The organism is Bacteroides faecis, from assembly GCF_020091505.1.
Lineage (GTDB): Bacteria > Bacteroidota > Bacteroidia > Bacteroidales > Bacteroidaceae > Bacteroides > Bacteroides faecis.
The window spans coordinates 4,273,786-4,290,306 of the sequence record NZ_CP081916.1 but is presented as its reverse complement, the minus strand read 5'-3'; the positions used below and the strand labels follow the sequence as shown (position 1 = coordinate 4,290,306).

The 16,521-nt window shown below is 41.3% G+C and carries 15 protein-coding genes; 12 read left to right on the top strand and 3 right to left on the bottom strand.

The annotated features are described in order from the left end of the window. Positions 1-3: 3 nt before the first annotated feature. The 3 genes from K6V30_RS16920 to K6V30_RS16910 all read left to right on the top strand — a co-directional run bounded on the left by K6V30_RS16920 (position 4) and on the right by K6V30_RS16910 (position 3,185). On the top strand, positions 4-432 hold the full coding sequence (locus K6V30_RS16920) for an arsenate reductase ArsC (RefSeq protein ID WP_010538086.1): 429 nt from the start codon (positions 4-6) through the stop codon (positions 430-432). A 12-nt stretch (positions 433-444) separates the two neighbouring features. Then, positions 445-1,503 (top strand): ACR3 family arsenite efflux transporter, encoded by a 1,059-nt coding sequence (gene arsB / locus K6V30_RS16915; RefSeq protein ID WP_010538085.1) that lies wholly within the window; start codon positions 445-447, stop codon positions 1,501-1,503. 143 nt (positions 1,504-1,646) lie between these two features. Further along, complete coding sequence (locus K6V30_RS16910) at positions 1,647-3,185, top strand: carbon-nitrogen hydrolase family protein (RefSeq protein ID WP_010538084.1); 1,539 nt, start codon at positions 1,647-1,649, stop codon at positions 3,183-3,185. 111 nt (positions 3,186-3,296) lie between these two features. Here the strand turns inward: K6V30_RS16910 and K6V30_RS16905 are convergent, their stop codons facing one another. Next, the gene (locus K6V30_RS16905) at positions 3,297-4,349 is read right to left on the bottom strand and encodes a DUF2776 domain-containing protein (RefSeq protein WP_010538083.1); all 1,053 of its coding nucleotides are present in this window, start codon (positions 4,347-4,349) and stop codon (positions 3,297-3,299) included. A 211-nt stretch (positions 4,350-4,560) separates the two neighbouring features. Here K6V30_RS16905 and ileS point away from each other — a divergent pair, with 211 nt between their 5' ends. The 5 genes from ileS (at position 4,561) to K6V30_RS16880 (ending at position 10,671) form a co-directional block, all read left to right on the top strand. Continuing rightward, a complete protein-coding gene (ileS, locus tag K6V30_RS16900; RefSeq protein ID WP_055268762.1) occupies positions 4,561-8,049 on the top strand; it encodes an isoleucine--tRNA ligase in 3,489 nt (1,162 codons plus the stop codon). A 36-nt stretch (positions 8,050-8,085) separates the two neighbouring features. Next, positions 8,086-8,466, top strand: coding sequence for a TraR/DksA family transcriptional regulator (locus K6V30_RS16895; protein ID WP_010538081.1), 381 nt, complete (start codon positions 8,086-8,088; stop codon positions 8,464-8,466). Between the two features lie 97 nt (positions 8,467-8,563). Beyond that, on the top strand, positions 8,564-9,220 hold the full coding sequence (locus K6V30_RS16890; protein ID WP_022300772.1) for a lipoprotein signal peptidase: 657 nt from the start codon (positions 8,564-8,566) through the stop codon (positions 9,218-9,220). After that, positions 9,210-10,289, top strand: coding sequence for a DUF4296 domain-containing protein (locus K6V30_RS16885; RefSeq protein ID WP_022300773.1), 1,080 nt, complete (start codon positions 9,210-9,212; stop codon positions 10,287-10,289). The genes K6V30_RS16890 and K6V30_RS16885 overlap by 11 nt, the downstream gene beginning before the upstream one ends. A 4-nt stretch (positions 10,290-10,293) precedes the next feature. Next, on the top strand, positions 10,294-10,671 hold the full coding sequence (locus tag K6V30_RS16880) for a hypothetical protein (RefSeq protein WP_022300774.1): 378 nt from the start codon (positions 10,294-10,296) through the stop codon (positions 10,669-10,671). On the opposite strand, the gene K6V30_RS16875 is transcribed toward K6V30_RS16880, so the two are convergent. Further along, complete coding sequence (locus K6V30_RS16875; RefSeq protein WP_055268763.1) at positions 10,622-11,380, bottom strand: TrmH family RNA methyltransferase; 759 nt, start codon at positions 11,378-11,380, stop codon at positions 10,622-10,624. The two genes, K6V30_RS16880 and K6V30_RS16875, sit on opposite strands and share 50 nt — an antisense overlap. A 191-nt stretch (positions 11,381-11,571) precedes the next feature. On the opposite strand from K6V30_RS16875, the gene K6V30_RS16870 reads away from it, so the two are divergent. From K6V30_RS16870 to tamL, 4 genes are all read left to right on the top strand, one after another. Further along, positions 11,572-11,934, top strand: a complete 363-nt coding sequence (locus K6V30_RS16870) for a BlaI/MecI/CopY family transcriptional regulator (protein WP_010538077.1) — start codon at positions 11,572-11,574, stop codon at positions 11,932-11,934. A gap of 12 nt (positions 11,935-11,946) precedes the next feature. Further along, positions 11,947-12,738 carry a M56 family metallopeptidase gene (locus K6V30_RS16865; protein WP_010538076.1) on the top strand — a complete coding sequence of 264 codons (792 nt, stop codon included), beginning with the start codon at positions 11,947-11,949 and terminating at the stop codon, positions 12,736-12,738. A gap of 2 nt (positions 12,739-12,740) precedes the next feature. Beyond that, positions 12,741-13,271: an energy transducer TonB gene (locus K6V30_RS16860; RefSeq protein WP_070101293.1), complete on the top strand. Its 531-nt coding sequence runs from the start codon at positions 12,741-12,743 to the stop codon at positions 13,269-13,271. Positions 13,272-13,484: 213 nt separating this feature from the next. Next, positions 13,485-15,803 (top strand): translocation and assembly module lipoprotein TamL, encoded by a 2,319-nt coding sequence (gene tamL, locus K6V30_RS16855; RefSeq protein WP_022300776.1) that lies wholly within the window; start codon positions 13,485-13,487, stop codon positions 15,801-15,803. An 81-nt stretch (positions 15,804-15,884) separates the two neighbouring features. Here the strand turns inward: tamL and K6V30_RS16850 are convergent, their stop codons facing one another. Further along, entirely contained in the window at positions 15,885-16,436 is a 552-nt protein-coding gene (locus K6V30_RS16850; protein ID WP_010538073.1) for a DUF3332 domain-containing protein, read from the bottom strand. Positions 16,437-16,521 lie beyond the last annotated feature (85 nt).

Below are 16,521 nucleotides of genomic sequence, written 5' to 3'. Positions count from 1 at the left end.
AATATGAAGATTTTAATCCTTTGCACTGGTAACAGTTGCCGTAGCCAAATGGCACACGGTTTCTTACAGTCATTCGATAAAAACATGGATGTCTTTTCAGCAGGGACAAAACCTGCTGAAAAGGTTAATCCGATGGTGGTAAAAGTTATGTCTGAAACAGGAATAGACCTTACTAACCATACCCCTAAAAACGTAAGCCTGTATTTAGAGCACGAATGGGACTATGTGATAACGGTATGTGGTGGCGCAAATAAAAGCTGCCCTATGTTTACAGGCAAGGTAAAAAACAGATTGCATATTGGATTTGACGACCCATCAGAAGTGACCGGGACACCGGAGTTTATAAATAGTGAATTTCTTCGGGTACGGGATGAAATAAGAATGCGTTTCTATGATTTTTACCTGCAAGAGTTAAAACCGCAATTAAAATAAAAGGCAGTCATTATGGAAAAGAAACAAGGAATTGGATTTTTTGAAAGATACCTGACTATTTGGGTAGCCTTGTGTATCGTTATCGGGATGGCCATCGGACAATATCTTCCGGCAATACCGCAAACATTGAGCAAATTTGAATATGCCAACGTGTCTATACCCGTGGCCATCCTGATTTGGTTAATGATATATCCCATGATGCTGAAAGTAGATTTTCAGAGTATTAAAAATGTTGGTAAGCGTCCGAAAGGAATTATCATCACTTGTATTACAAATTGGCTTATAAAGCCTTTTACAATGTTTGGAATAGCTTATCTATTCTTCTACGTTGTTTTCAAGTCTCTAATATCTGCCGAATTGGCCGAAGAATATTTAGCTGGGGCAGTCTTATTAGGTGCTGCACCTTGTACAGCAATGGTATTTGTATGGAGTTATCTGACCAAAGGAGATGCTGCCTATACATTGGTACAGGTTGCAGTAAATGATTTGATCATATTGGTTGCTTTCGCTCCTATTGTTGCTTTTTTATTGGACGTAGGTGGCGTTACGATTCCGTGGGATACATTATTGCTTTCAGTCGTATTGTTTGTTGTCATTCCTCTTTCTGCCGGAATAATGACCCGTATACTGGTTATTCGGCGAAAAGGGATAGAATATTTTAATACTGTATTTATTCGTAAGTTTGATAATTATACGATTGGCGGGTTACTATTAACACTTATCATTCTGTTCTCATTTCAAGGAGAAACCATATTGAACAATCCGTTGCACATTGTATTGATTGCCGTTCCGCTTGTGTTGCAAACAGTTCTGATATTCTTTGTAGCCTATGGCTGGGCGAAGTGGTGGAAATTGCCTCACAATATAGCTGCACCTGCCGGAATGATTGGTGCAAGCAATTTTTTTGAATTATCGGTGGCCGTGGCTATATCGCTTTTCGGTTTACAATCCGGTGCTGCACTGGTTACAGTGGTAGGGGTATTGGTTGAAGTTCCGGTCATGCTGATGTTAGTGAGAGTTGCAAATAATACATGCAGTTGGTTTACAATGAAATCAAGTATGAGTAAATAGAATACTCCGGACTGTACGTACAAGAAATGAAGGCATCGAATAGGAAACTTTGAATTAAGAATGATAAATATTCATTGGTTTAAAAACACTATTAAAGTATTAGCTGTACCTTTGCACTGTCTTTTTTTAAAACATGTATTGTTATGGAACAACATCCGATTAAAATTAATAAAGTACAGATACGTAATCTTCAAATTGAAGACTATGCACAGTTATCCCAATCGTTTACCCGTGTTTATTCTGACGGTAGCGATGTATTTTGGACTCATGCCCAGATAAAGAAATTAATAAGTATTTTTCCGGAAGGGCAGATCGTTACAGTAGTTGACGACAAGATCGTAGGCTGTGCTCTTTCTATTATCGTTGACTATGACAAGGTAAAGAACGACCATACGTATGCACAAGTTACGGGTAAGGAAACATTCAATACTCATAATCCGGAAGGAAATATCCTGTATGGCATTGAGGTGTTTATTCATCCGGGATACCGCGGTTTGCGCCTGGCTCGTCGTATGTATGAATATCGCAAGGAACTCTGCGAAACATTGAATTTGAAAGCTATCATGTTCGGTGGCCGTATTCCGAATTATCATAAATATGCCGATAAGATGCGCCCGAAAGAATATATCGCACGGGTACGCCAGCGTGAAATTTATGATCCGGTTCTTACCTTTCAATTATCGAATGATTTTCATGTTCGCAAGGTAATGACCAATTACCTGCCGAATGATGAAGAATCCAAGCATTACGCTTGTCTGTTGCAATGGGATAATATTTATTATCAGCCGCCTACACAGGAATATATCAACCCGAAAACAACTGTTCGTGTGGGCTTGGTGCAATGGCAGATGCGTAGTTATAAGACATTGGACGACCTTTTTGAACAAGTGGAATTCTTCGTCGATGCCGTATCCGATTATAAGAGTGACTTTGTCCTTTTTCCGGAATATTTCAATGCACCTTTGATGTCGAAGTTTAATGATAAAGGAGAATCACAGGCTATTCGCGGATTAGCAAAATATACCGATGAAATCAGAGACCGTTTTATAAATCTGGCTATCAGTTACAATATCAATATAATTACCGGAAGTATGCCATACGTGAAAGAGGATGGATTGCTATATAATGTAGGTTTCCTTTGCCGGCGTGACGGAACGTATGAAATGTATGAGAAAATGCATGTAACTCCGGATGAAATCAAGAGCTGGGGACTGAGTGGCGGTAGACTGTTACAGACTTTCGATACGGATTGCGCAAAGATTGGAGTGCTGATTTGTTATGATGTGGAATTTCCGGAACTTTCCCGTTTGATGGCGGATCAGGGGATGCAGATATTATTCGTGCCTTTCCTGACGGATACGCAGAATGCCTATTCACGTGTACGTGTCTGTGCCCAGGCGCGTGCGATTGAGAATGAATGTTTTGTAGTTATTGCAGGTAGTGTAGGAAATCTTCCCCGTGTACATAATATGGATATCCAGTATGCACAGTCAGGAGTATTCACCCCATGCGATTTTGCTTTTCCAACGGATGGAAAACGGGCGGAAGCGACTCCGAATACGGAAATGATTTTGGTTTCGGATGTAGATCTGGATTTATTGAATGCACTCCATACCTATGGTAGCGTGCGTAATCTGAAGGATCGTAGAAATGATGTATATGAAGTGCGGTTGAAGAAGTAAAAAGAGGCAGTTCGGTTGGTTTTAAACCAAGACCCCGTTGGTTTAAAACCAACGATGCGTTTCTTTTAAACCAAGAGGTCTTTGGCTTAAAACCAATAAAGGGGATGTTTCTCAACCCTTTCCGGAAGTACCGCTTTCAAGGATGCTGACGATAGAAAACAGCGTGAAGCAAATAGCTCCCAGCCCTACTAAAACCCGTGCCGGAATAAAGTAATCGGCATGTACGGTAGCAAGTTCGAACACGAAGGCTGCCAGAAACAGACATGCCAATGCCGTCAATACCGGAATCATAGGGATTCGGTTGGCCAGTTTGAATTCCCGTCTCCATATCTTGGCGAGCAGAATCACTTTGCTGGAAATACTGTAACATACCAGACCCAGCCCGAGCATGATGTATCCGGTCGTACCGTTTGCGCTTCCCGAGTCAGCCAAAATGACAAATATGCCCCACACAAAAGAGATCGATCCCATTAATAAAACCAGTTTCGGCCATTTGTTACGTTCTTTTTCCGAATAATCATTTCTAACTTGACGGGCTATGGTTGCTACCAATGCAATCAGACTGGTACAAATACATGCGAGTCCCACCATTACATGTCCTGCTACAAAATAAGCGGGATGAGAGTGACTGTTACTTAACAAGACAAATGCCCATATCCATGCAATACAAGAAATGACGATCGCGAGAATGACCAGTGCCCGTCTCTGACCAATAGAAAAAGCTCCCTCAGGAACTTCGTTTCCGGTCGCTTTTGCATTTGCCGGGATCAAAGAAAATCGAGTGGAAGAAGTAGCGGCAGTAGCTACACATGCTGTGATAAAACCTACACCGGTGATAACATGGCCTGCAACGAAAGATGAAGTAGTGGTAGCACCATTGAAAATGCAGATACCTCCGATAATCGTTATGACAGCTGCCAGATATCCCACAACTGGCAATACGTATTTGGTAGCTTCATTATAGGTGTGTATGATTTGCCGGATAATAGTAGCAGCCGTACAAAACAGCGCAATACATATCATACCTAGTGAAAAAACGACAGGGCCCGCTACCAAACGGTTCCCCGCATCACCATAACCATAAATGAATGCTCCGTATCCGAAGCAAAAGACCGCCATCGCCAAAGGGATTGCTCTGAATAAAATACTAATACCGTAATTCATAACTTAAGTGCTTTTTATTTTCCCACTAAAACAAGGAGGTATCCGTTTTGTTTAGGTTAATAGCCATTTATAATCGCTAACTTCACATGATTCCGATTAAAAGTCTTTGCTTTTTGCTCAACTAAACAAATGTTTTTGTAAATTTGCACCCTTAAAAACGGGGATACCCCTCAAATTGTAAATTGTAAATAGTAAAATCGTAGATATAGCTATGGGTAAGAGATTTACTGAATATTCGCAGTTTGACCTTTCACAGGTGAACAAAGATGTACTGAAGAAGTGGGACGAAAACCAGGTTTTCGCCAAGAGTATGACAGAACGTGATGGCTGTCCTTCGTTTGTGTTTTTCGAAGGACCTCCCTCGGCTAATGGTATGCCGGGTATTCACCATGTAATGGCACGTACTATTAAGGACATTTTTTGCCGTTACAAAACAATGAAAGGTTATCAGGTAAAGCGTAAAGCCGGATGGGATACGCACGGATTGCCTGTGGAGCTAAGTGTAGAGAAAGCATTGGGTATAACAAAAGAGGATATTGGTAAAAAAATCTCTGTGGCAGATTACAACGCTGCTTGCCGTAAGGATGTGATGAAGTATACCAAAGAATGGGAAGACTTGACTCACCAGATGGGATATTGGGTGGACATGAAGCATCCTTATATCACCTATGATAATCGTTATATTGAAACATTGTGGTGGTTGCTGAAGCAGCTGCACAAAAAAGGCTTGCTATATAAAGGATATACCATTCAGCCATATTCACCGGCTGCCGGAACTGGTTTGAGCTCTCATGAGCTGAATCAGCCGGGGTGCTATCGTGACGTAAAAGATACGACGATGGTAGCCCAGTTTAAGATGAAGAACCCGAAACCGGAAATGACAGAGTGGGGGACTCCTTACTTTCTTGCGTGGACAACTACTCCGTGGACATTACCTTCAAACACTGCGCTTTGTGTAGGTCCGAAGATTGACTATGTTGCCGTGCAGTCTTATAATGCTTATACCGGAGAGCCTATCACGGTTGTGCTGGCAAAAGCATTGTTGAATACTCATTTCAATGCGAAAGCTGCTGATCTGAAATTAGAAGATTATAAGCCCGGAGATAAGCTTGTTCCGTATAAAGTAATAGCCGAATACAAAGGTCCGGACCTGGTAGGTATGGAATATGAGCAACTGATTCCTTGGGTGAAACCGGTTGAAGTGACGGAAAGCGGTGACTGGAAAGCAAGTGATAAAGCTTTCCGTGTGATATTGGGTGACTATGTTACGACAGAAGATGGTACAGGTATCGTTCACATCGCACCGACCTTTGGTGCAGACGATGCGAATGTGGCACGTGCGGCAGGAATCCCGTCCTTATTCATGATCAATAAGAAAGGTGAAACCCGTCCGATGGTAGACCTTACAGGTAAGTTCTATCTGTTGGATGAACTGGATGAAACCTTTGTGAAGGAATGTGTAGACGTAGACAAGTATAAAGAATACCAGGGTGCATGGGTGAAAAATGCCTATGATCCGCAGTTTATGGTGGATGGCAAGTTTGACGAGAAAGCTGCGCAGGCCGCCGAGTCTCTGGATATTGCTCTTTGTATGATGATGAAAGCAAACAATCAGGCTTTCAAAATCGAAAAGCATGTGCACAACTATCCTCATTGTTGGCGTACAGACAAACCGGTACTTTATTACCCGTTGGACAGCTGGTTTATCCGTTCTACAGCTTGTAAAGAGCGTATGATGGAACTGAACAAGACGATCAACTGGAAACCGGAATCTACCGGAACAGGACGTTTCGGCAAATGGCTGGAAAATCTGAATGACTGGAACTTAAGCCGTTCCCGTTATTGGGGGACTCCACTGCCTATCTGGCGTACGGAAGATGGGACGGGTGAAATATGTATCGAATCTGTAGAAGAACTTTATAATGAAATAGAGAAATCGGTAGCTGCCGGGTTTATGAAATCTAATCCGTACAAGGATAAAGGTTTTGTACCGGGTGAATATACCGAAGGAAATTATGATAAGATAGACCTCCATCGTCCGTATGTAGATGATATCATTCTGGTATCGGAAGACGGTAAACCGATGAAGCGTGAATCAGACTTGATTGACGTTTGGTTTGATTCCGGTGCTATGCCTTATGCACAGATTCATTATCCGTTCGAGAACAAAGATATCCTGGATAATCGTGAAGTATATCCGGCGGACTTCATCGCGGAAGGAGTAGACCAGACACGCGGATGGTTCTTTACCTTGCACGCTATCGCTACGATGATATTTGATAGTGTGTCATACAAAGCTGTGATCTCCAATGGTCTGGTGCTTGACAAGAATGGTAATAAGATGTCTAAGCGTCTTAACAATGCTGTCGATCCGTTCACTACGATTGAGAAGTATGGTTCCGACCCGTTGCGTTGGTATATGATTACTAACTCATCTCCATGGGATAATCTGAAATTCGATATTGACGGAATCGAAGAAGTTCGTCGCAAGTTCTTCGGTACTTTATATAATACATATTCGTTCTTTGCACTGTATGCCAATGTAGACGGATTTGAATATAAAGAAGCAGATGTTCCGATGGAGGAGCGTCCGGAAATCGACCGTTGGATTTTGTCTGTATTGAACACATTAATAAAAGAAGTAGATACATGCTATAATGAGTACGAACCGACTAAAGCAGGACGTTTGATCTCCGACTTTGTCAATGATAATCTGTCCAACTGGTATGTTCGTCTGAACCGTAAACGCTTCTGGGGTGGTGAATTTACTCAGGATAAGTTGTCTGCTTATCAGACATTGTATACCTGCCTTGAAACAGTTGCGAAGCTGATGGCTCCTATTTCTCCATTCTATGCTGATCGTCTGTATACGGATTTGATCACTGCTACAGGACGTGACAATGTAGTCTCTGTCCACTTGGCTGAATTCCCGAAGTATCAGGAAGAAATGATCGATAAGGAACTGGAAGCCCGTATGCAAATGGCACAGGACGTAACTTCAATGGTGTTGGCGCTACGTCGTAAAGTGAACATCAAGGTTCGTCAGCCACTGCAGTGTATCATGATTCCGGTAGCGGATGAAGAACAGAAGGCTCATATCGAAGCTGTGAAAGCATTGATCATGAACGAGGTGAATGTAAAAGACATCAAGTTTGTAGATGGAGCTGCCGGCGTATTGGTGAAGAAGGTAAAATGTGACTTTAAGAAATTAGGCCCGAAATTCGGCAAGCAGATGAAGGCTGTGGCCGCTGCTGTGGCAGAAATGACTCAGGAAGCGATAGCTGAACTCGAAAAGAACGGAAAGTACACATTGAATCTGGATGGAGCAGAGGCTGTGATTGAAACTTCGGATGTCGAAATCATCAGTGAGGATATTCCGGGATGGCTGGTTGCCAATGAAGGAAAACTGACTGTAGCTCTTGAAGTTACTGTGACCGAGGAGTTGCGTCGTGAGGGTATTGCCCGTGAATTGGTGAATCGTATTCAGAATATACGTAAGTCCAGCGGTTTCGAGATAACGGACAAAATAAAGATCACAATCTCCAAAAATACGCAAACAGATGATGCGGTGAATGAATATAATACTTATATTTGTAACCAAGTTTTAGGAACATCCCTTGATTTGGCAGATGAAGTGAAAGACGGTACAGAACTTAATTTTGACGATTTCTCATTATTTGTCAGTGTGATAAAAGACTAATACTAATATTGATTAACCTTTTAAACTAGTAAAGTTATGGCAGAAAAGACTAGATATTCGGATGCGGAACTCGAGGAATTCCGTGCCATTATTATGGAGAAGCTGGAGTTGGCTCAACGTGATTACGAGCAGTTGAAGATGAGCCTGATGGGCTTGGATGGTAATGATACCGACGACACATCTCCTACATATAAAGTGTTGGAAGAAGGAGCCAATACGCTTTCTAAGGAGGAAACAACCCGTCTGGCACAACGTCAGCTGAAGTTTATCCAGGGATTGCAGGCAGCTTTGGTACGTATTGAGAATAAAACGTATGGCATTTGCCGTGAGACTGGAAAGTTGATTCCGGCAGAACGCCTGCGTGCTGTTCCTCATGCTACTTTGAGCATTGAGGCTAAGAACAGTGGTAAAAAATAATAGATAGCTACAAGCTACGGATGACGAGCTACAAGTAGCTGCGCAATGTTTACGCACGGCAACTTGTAGCTCGTTATGTTTAATTTATGATGAACAAATGAAGAAACTATTCACGAAGGGTAGAATTGCCCTGCTTGTTATCTTTTCCGTACTGATTATTGACCAGATCATTAAAATCTGGATTAAGACTCATATGTATTGGCACGAAAGTATACGTGTGACAGACTGGTTTTATATCTATTTCACCGAAAACAATGGTATGGCTTTCGGTATGGAAATTTTCGGAAAGCTATTTCTGACAACTTTCCGTATTGTAGCAGTAGGGCTGATAGGCTACTATCTCTATAAGATTATAAAGAAAGGTTTCAAAACCGGATATATCGTCTGCGTGGCCCTTATCCTGACCGGCGCTTTGGGTAATATTATAGACAGTGTATTCTATGGTGTTTTTTTCAATGAAAGTACTCATTCGCAGATTGCCAGCTTTATGCCCGAAGGAGGTGGATATTCTACCTGGTTCTATGGTAAGGTGGTGGATATGTTTTATTTTCCGATAATTGACACAAACTGGCCGACATGGATGCCTTTCGTAGGTGGAGAACATTTTATATTCTTCAGTCCGATTTTTAATTTTGCGGACGCTGCCATCAGTTGCGGTATTATCGCATTGCTACTTTTCTATAGTAAATATCTGAACGAATCTTACCATTCACTAGATAAAAATAAAAAGGAAAGCGTTAATCATGAAGAGTAGGTTTCGGTTTCATCTGTGTTGTATTTGCATGTTCGCGCTTGCAGTAGCAGGTTGTAAAGTCAAAAGACCTGACGATGTAATCTCAGAATCGAAGATGGAGAATTTGCTGTATGATTATCATCTGGCAAAGTCGATGGGAGATAATCTGCCTTATAATGAGAATTATAAGAAAGCTTTGTATCTCGATGCCGTTTTCAAGAAATATGGTACAACGGAAGCCGTATTCGATTCGTCTTTGGTGTGGTACACACGCAACACGGAAGTATTATCGAAAATTTATGAAAGAGTAAGCAAACGTCTGAAAGCCCAGCAGAATGAAATAAATCATCTGATAGCTTTGCGTGACAATAAACCGAAGATGTCAGATCCGGGCGACAGCATTGATGTCTGGCCTTGGAAGCGTTTCGTGCGTCTGACAGGTGAGGTGATGAATGATCAATATGCGTTTGTGCTGCCTGCCGATACTAACTATAAAGATCGTGATACATTGGTTTGGGAAGTTCGTTATCGTTTCCTTGAGCCGATGCTTGCAGATTCTCTGAGAACTGTCACGATGGCTATGCAGGTTATTTATGAAAAAGATACATTAAATCGTCTGGAAACAGTCACCGATCCGGGTGTGCATCAGATACGTTTGTTTGCAGATACATTGGGTGCGATGAAGGAAATAAAGGGTTTTATCTATTATCCCGTACAAGGAGAGAAAGCCGGAGCATTGTTGGCTGACCGCTTTATATTAACCCGCTATCATTGTGCGGACTCACTTTCTGTAGCCGAACGTGACTCGATTAATCAGCTGGAAGCTTTGAAAACAGATTCTTTGAAAAAGATTTCTGCCCAAAAAGATACTGAGATTTCGAAAGACTCTTTGAAGAAAGTCGATGAACTGAAAGATAGTCAACGTATCTCTCCGGAAGAAATGAACCGCCGTCGTACGGTGACTCCTGAAAAGAAACCGGAACAAATTGAAGTAGAGCAACATATCCAGCAGGAAAAGATTGAGCAAAGAAGGGAACGGCAAATGAATCAGCGTAAAAATCAGCAAAGACGTCAATCATCTCCCCGCTAATCTTATGAAACGTTTTGCTGCTCATTATTTACTTTTGCCTGAAGTTGGCTTTATCAGACAGCAGGTGGTTGAGATTGCTGATGACGGACGTGTCTGCCATATTTTCCCGTTGACGGAAGAAATCGAGTCTGTTGAATGGATGCCCGGACTGATCGCATTGTTCCCTGGAAGTGAAATAAAAAACACTGGGATGTTTGAAAAAAACATCCCAGTGTTTCAATTTAATCTTCCTGTAGTTTCGGATCAAACTTCCTCATGTCCTAAAGAGTTCCTTGCAGTGTCTGAAGAGAGGGGAGAAGTTCTGTTTCCTTATTTATTTTATCCTTTTGATTTTACTTCCATGCAGCCTGTCGCCGGAACTCGGCACAGATTATTGCGGTAGCGATGGCTACATTGAGAGACTCCGAAGTTTCTTTTCCTTGTGGATAATTGGGAATATAGAGTTTCCGATTGATGAGCGCTTCCACTTCTTTTCCTATTCCGTTACCTTCATTTCCCATTACAATCAGCCCGTTGGCGGACAATGGCTGTTCGTACATGTTCTTTCCATCCAGAAAAGTACCGAATACGGGAGTATCTCCGAGTGAACGAATAAACTCGGGGAGAGAAGTATAATGAACCTTCACACGGGCGATTCCTCCCATGGTGGCTTGTATCGTTTTAGGGTTGTACACGTCTACCGTATTCTGCGAACAAATAATATGCTCAATGCCAAACCAGTCTGCCAACCGGATAATTGTACCCAGATTCCCCGGGTCCTGAACATCATCCAGTGCCAGACAAAGAGACTGGCGGACAAATTCCGGATTTAAAGTATATTGTGGTTGCTCCAAAATGGCAAGTACCTGCTGTGGTGTTTTCAGCAAACTGGCACGTGATAGTTCTTCTTGAGAGACTTCTGCTATTTCACTTGCCTGAATACCGGGGTGCTCTTGTAACCAGAAAGAAGTGGCAGCCAGAAAACGGCAGGGAAAATGCCCCAGTAAATCGCCTACTAATTTAGGACCTTCGGCAAGGAATACCTGTTCTTCTTTACGTGTCTTCTTTTGTTCCAGCGAATGGATATACTTTATTTTATTTTTGCTCAGCATTATTCTTTTACTTCTTTATTTACCGCAAAGCTATAAATATATTTCTAATTAATCGGCTGTTGAATGAGTTTTTTGAAAATAAATCTTTTCCATATTAACAATATTTGTGTGAATAAAAACTGATACTCTACTTAATTTTAGTAGATTTGCTTAAAATTAGTAGATTGATAATCAATATAAAAGAAAGTAAGATGGAAAGATTGACACAACAAGAGGAAGAAGTGATGATTTACTTTTGGAAAATGGGACCGAGTTTTATCCGTGAGATACTGAATGAAATGCCGGAACCCAAGCCGCCATACACAAGCGTTGCCTCTGTGGTCCGTAACTTGGAGAAGAAGAAGTTTTTATCTCCTTTTAAGTTAGGAAACTCTATTCAGTATCATGTATTGGTGAAAGAAAGTGATTACAAACGTAGCTTCATGAATGGAGTAGTGAGCAACTATTTTACGGGTTCGTATAAAGAAATGGTTTCCTTTTTTGTCCGTGACCGTAAAATCAGTAAAAAAGAACTCGAGGATTTGATCAACATTATTGAAGATGAAGAATCATAAATCAAGATAGGTATGGAACCTTCAATTTATCTGATTAAAGTAAATGTAGCTTTGATCGTATTATATGCATTCTATAAATTCTCTTTCAGCAAAGATACGTTTTTTAGGTTGAGACGGGGTATGCTGTTGCTGATATGTGCCACTTCGCTGATTTATCCATTCATTGATTTTTCGGAGTGGGCGGGGTGGAACGAACATGCATTGGGAGAAGCGATTACGACCGTTTACAACAAACTATTGCCCGAAGTGCTGGTCACTGCTACTTTACCTGCTGCTTCAACAGAAGTTGGAGCGGCAAACTGGCAGGCCGGTACATGGCTGTGGATTATTTATGGACTGGGATTTGCCATGTTGTTACTGCGCAGTTTGTTTGAAGTCTGTAAAATATGCCGTTCTGTAGCTCGTTCTCAGCGCTGTTCTCTAAAAGGAGTCTCTGTTTGTCGGTCGGACGAGATAGGAGAGCCCTGTTCTTTTTTCCATTGGATATTTATAGGTGCGATACAATACCCGGACAAAGAGCTAAATGAGATATTGATACATGAACAGACACATGTTCGCGAGTTTCATTCATTGGATATTATACTGGCCCAACTGATTATCTTATTATGTTGGTTTAATCCGTTCTCTTGGCTGATACGCAGCGAGATACGTATGAACCATGAATATCTGGCGGACAAACAAGTGGTGATGTCCGGCTATGATAAGAAATCATATCAATATCATTTGTTGGGAATTAAACATACTTCATTGGCTGCAGCAAATTTCTATAACAACTTTAGTGTATTACCTTTAAAAAACGAATAAAAATGTTAAACAGAAAAAGAACTCATAACATCATGGTAGGTAAGTATCTGATGTTTATACCAGTGGTTGCATTACTGTTATTATTCAGTAATTGTGCAAATAAGAAAACGGATAAGGCCCAGTCTGATACAGAAAAAGCAGATACGGTAGTGGCAGTGGAACCGGAAAAAAAGGCGGAACCTCAAGCGGAAGCTACATTACCTCAGGAGAAAACCGACTCTATTTATAGCGTAGTGGAAACAATGCCGGATTATCCCGGAGGGCAGAAAGAATTGTTAAGTTTCTTAAGTCGTAATATAAAGTATCCGACTAAGGCGGAAGAGAATAAAATTCAAGGTCGTGTTGTTATACAGTTTGTAGTCAACAAGGACGGTAGTGTTTCTGATGCGAAAGTTGTGCGCAGTGTTGATCCGGAGTTGGATAAAGAAGCTCTCCGTGTAGTTAATTCGATGCCTCAATGGAAACCGGGAATGCAGAAGGGTGAGGCTGTATCTGTCAAGTATACAATTCCTATAGCATTCAGACTTCCATAAAGACAAAGGTTCTGTTCACCACGATTTATAGAAGCAACTGCAAGGATTACGATTGAGAATGTAGGTATTAGTAAAACGGACCTTGCAAATTTCTGTAATTCGTGGTGAAAAGAACTTTTATCGCATTAATTATTGTTTTGATAATTTCCTCGAACGAAAAATATGCTCTATCTTTGTCCCTATATATTGCTTCCGCTTTTATAGAGATACCGTATGAGGAAAGGATTTCTTTATTTACTTACTTTTGTCATTACCCTTCTGTCGTTCGCTTCGTGCACTGCCACTAAGTATGTGCCGGATGGTTCTTATTTGTTGGATGAAGTCAAGATTCATACAGATCAGAAAAATGTCCGTCCCTCTTCCTTACGAATGTATGTGCGTCAAAATCCTAATGCGAAATGGTTCAGTCTGATCAAGACGCAGCTCTATGTTTACAACCTTTCGGGACGGGATTCTACCAAATGGGGAAATAAGTTTCTGAGAAGAATAGGGGATGCTCCTGTGATATACAGTGAGACTGAAGCGCAGCGTTCGCAGGATGAAATCACGAAGGCAATGCGCAATATGGGCTATATGGCTGCTACCGTGAAGCGTTCGACTAAGATAAAAAAGAAGAAGATCAAGTTATACTATGAGGTGACGGCAAGAGATCCTTATATTGTCAGTTCGTTGAAGTATGACATTCATGACCCTAAGATTGCAGAGTTTCTGAAACAGGATTCCGCCAAAAGTCTGCTGAAAGAAGGGATGATATTTGATGTGAATGTGCTGGATGCAGAGCGTCAGCGAATTACCGACAAGCTGCTCCGTAATGGTTATTATAAATTCAATAAGGATTATGTCGGTTATACGGCAGATACGGTTCGGGGTACTTATCAGGTAGACCTGACCTTGCATTTACATGCGTACAGAGCTCATGTGAACGATTCGGTGAAAGCACATCAGCAATATTGGATAGATAAGATTAACTTTATTACGGATTATGATGTACTGCAGTCTTCAGCGTTGAACAGCATGGACATCAATGACTCTCTTCATTTTAAAGGCTACCCTATCTACTATAAAGATAAACTCTACCTGCGTCCGAAGATGCTTACTGATAATCTGCGTTTTGCTTCTGGTGATTTATTCAATGAACAGGATGTACAGCAGACCTATTCCAATTTCGGGCGTCTGTCTGCCTTGAAGTATACCAATATTCGTTTTATAGAAAATCAGGTAGGAGATACGGCGAAGCTTGACTGCTATGTGATGCTGACTAAGAGTAAACACAAATCGGTAGCTTTCGAGTTGGAAGGTACCAACTCTGCCGGTGACCTGGGGGCAGCAGCTTCTGTTTCTTTTCAAAACAGGAACTTGTTTCGCGGTTCGGAGACTTTCATGATAAAGTTTCGTGGTGCTTACGAGGTAATCTCGGGACTTCAGGCAGGCTATTCCAATAATAATTATACAGAATACGGAGTGGAGACAAGTATCAATTTCCCTAATTTTCTGTTTCCTTTCCTCTCTTCGGACTATAAGCGGAAGATCAGAGCTACTACGGAGTTCGGATTGCAATATAATTATCAGATGCGTCCCGAATTCCTGCGTACGATGGCGTCGGCTTCATGGAGCTACAAATGGACTCAACGCCAGAAGATACAACATCGCATTGATCTGATTAATATTGGTTTCCTTTATTTGCCGAGAATATCGGAGAAGTTTAAGGAAGACTTTATCAATAAAGGTCAGAGCCATATTCTTCAGTATAATTATCAGGACCGGTTGATTATTAATATGGGATATAGCTACCATTATAATAGTATAGGTGGTGCTATCGTCAATAATACGATTGCTTCTAATTCATATTCTATCCGTTTTAATTTCGAATCGGCAGGAAATATTATGTATGCTTTGTCCAAGGCAACCAATATCCGTAAGAATAATGATGGGGAGTATGCTATTCTGGGAATTCCTTATGCGCAGTATGTGAAGGGAGAATTTGACTTCTCCAAAAATATACGAATCGATCATCGCAATTCATTTGCTTTTCATGTCGGTTTGGGAATCGCTGTTCCTTACGGGAATGCGAAGACTATTCCGTTTGAGAAACAATACTTTTCCGGTGGTGCTAACAGTGTTCGCGGATGGACGGTACGTGATTTGGGACCGGGCTCTTTTGTAAGAACCAAAAATACCAATTTGCTGGATCAGTCCGGTGATATCAAACTGGATGCCAGCATTGAATACCGAAGCAAATTATTCTGGAAGTTCCAGGGAGCTATCTTTGTGGACGCCGGTAATATATGGACGATCCGTGATTATGACAATCAGCCAGGGGGAGTCTTTAAGTTTGATAAATTCTATAAGCAAATAGCAGTGGCATACGGATTAGGACTCCGTCTTGATCTGGACTTTTTCATTCTCCGCTTTGACGGAGGTATGAAAGCCCTTAATCCGGTGTATGAGAGTGGTAAAGACCGTTATCCGATTATTCATCCTAAGTTCAGCCGTGATTTTGCTTTCCATTTTGCAGTAGGATATCCTTTCTGATCTGGGAGGAGACAAACGAAAAAAGGAGATGAAACCTGTATGACCAGTTTCATCTCCTTTCGTTTTTATCTTGTTATGCTTTTAGCGAGCTGCAAACATCAGGTTGCTCATAGTAGCCTGACGGGCAGCCATCATGCCCTGAGCGTCTAATGTAACGTTCATTTTTTCACCGTTCGGCAAGAACAGGTCAGCAGTACCGTCATTGTTCATCTTTATCAGTTCAGAACTTTCACCGTTTGCAACCACATTCCATGTGTTAGCTTCTTTGTTGTAAATCAAGTCCATAGAAGCTGTTTCGCCTTCTTTTGTGATTGAGTAACCATTTTCAAGCGTTTTAACCATGTAGTTACCGTTCTCTCCTTTTACCTTCTTTACGTCACCCACATTGGCCATCGGGTTGGAACCGCTCCAGAATTCAATAGAGTTGATTACTAAAGCATCAGCCAGATATGCTACGCCATAAACCGGAACGATGTTGAAAGCTAAAAATACGAGTTCATTTACAAATTTGGTTCCGACTCCCTGATTCCAGGAACTTAAGCGGTTGAATAAGCCGAATGATCCAACACAGGAACTGAATAATAAGCTACCACTAAGTATAGCTGCTACTAATGTCAGTTTGCCTTTTTTCATGTTTACTTTACTTTTTGATTAATAAAAATATTGATAAATTCTCTTTCTAATGAATGCAAATATAATATTTTTAAATTAATCAAGG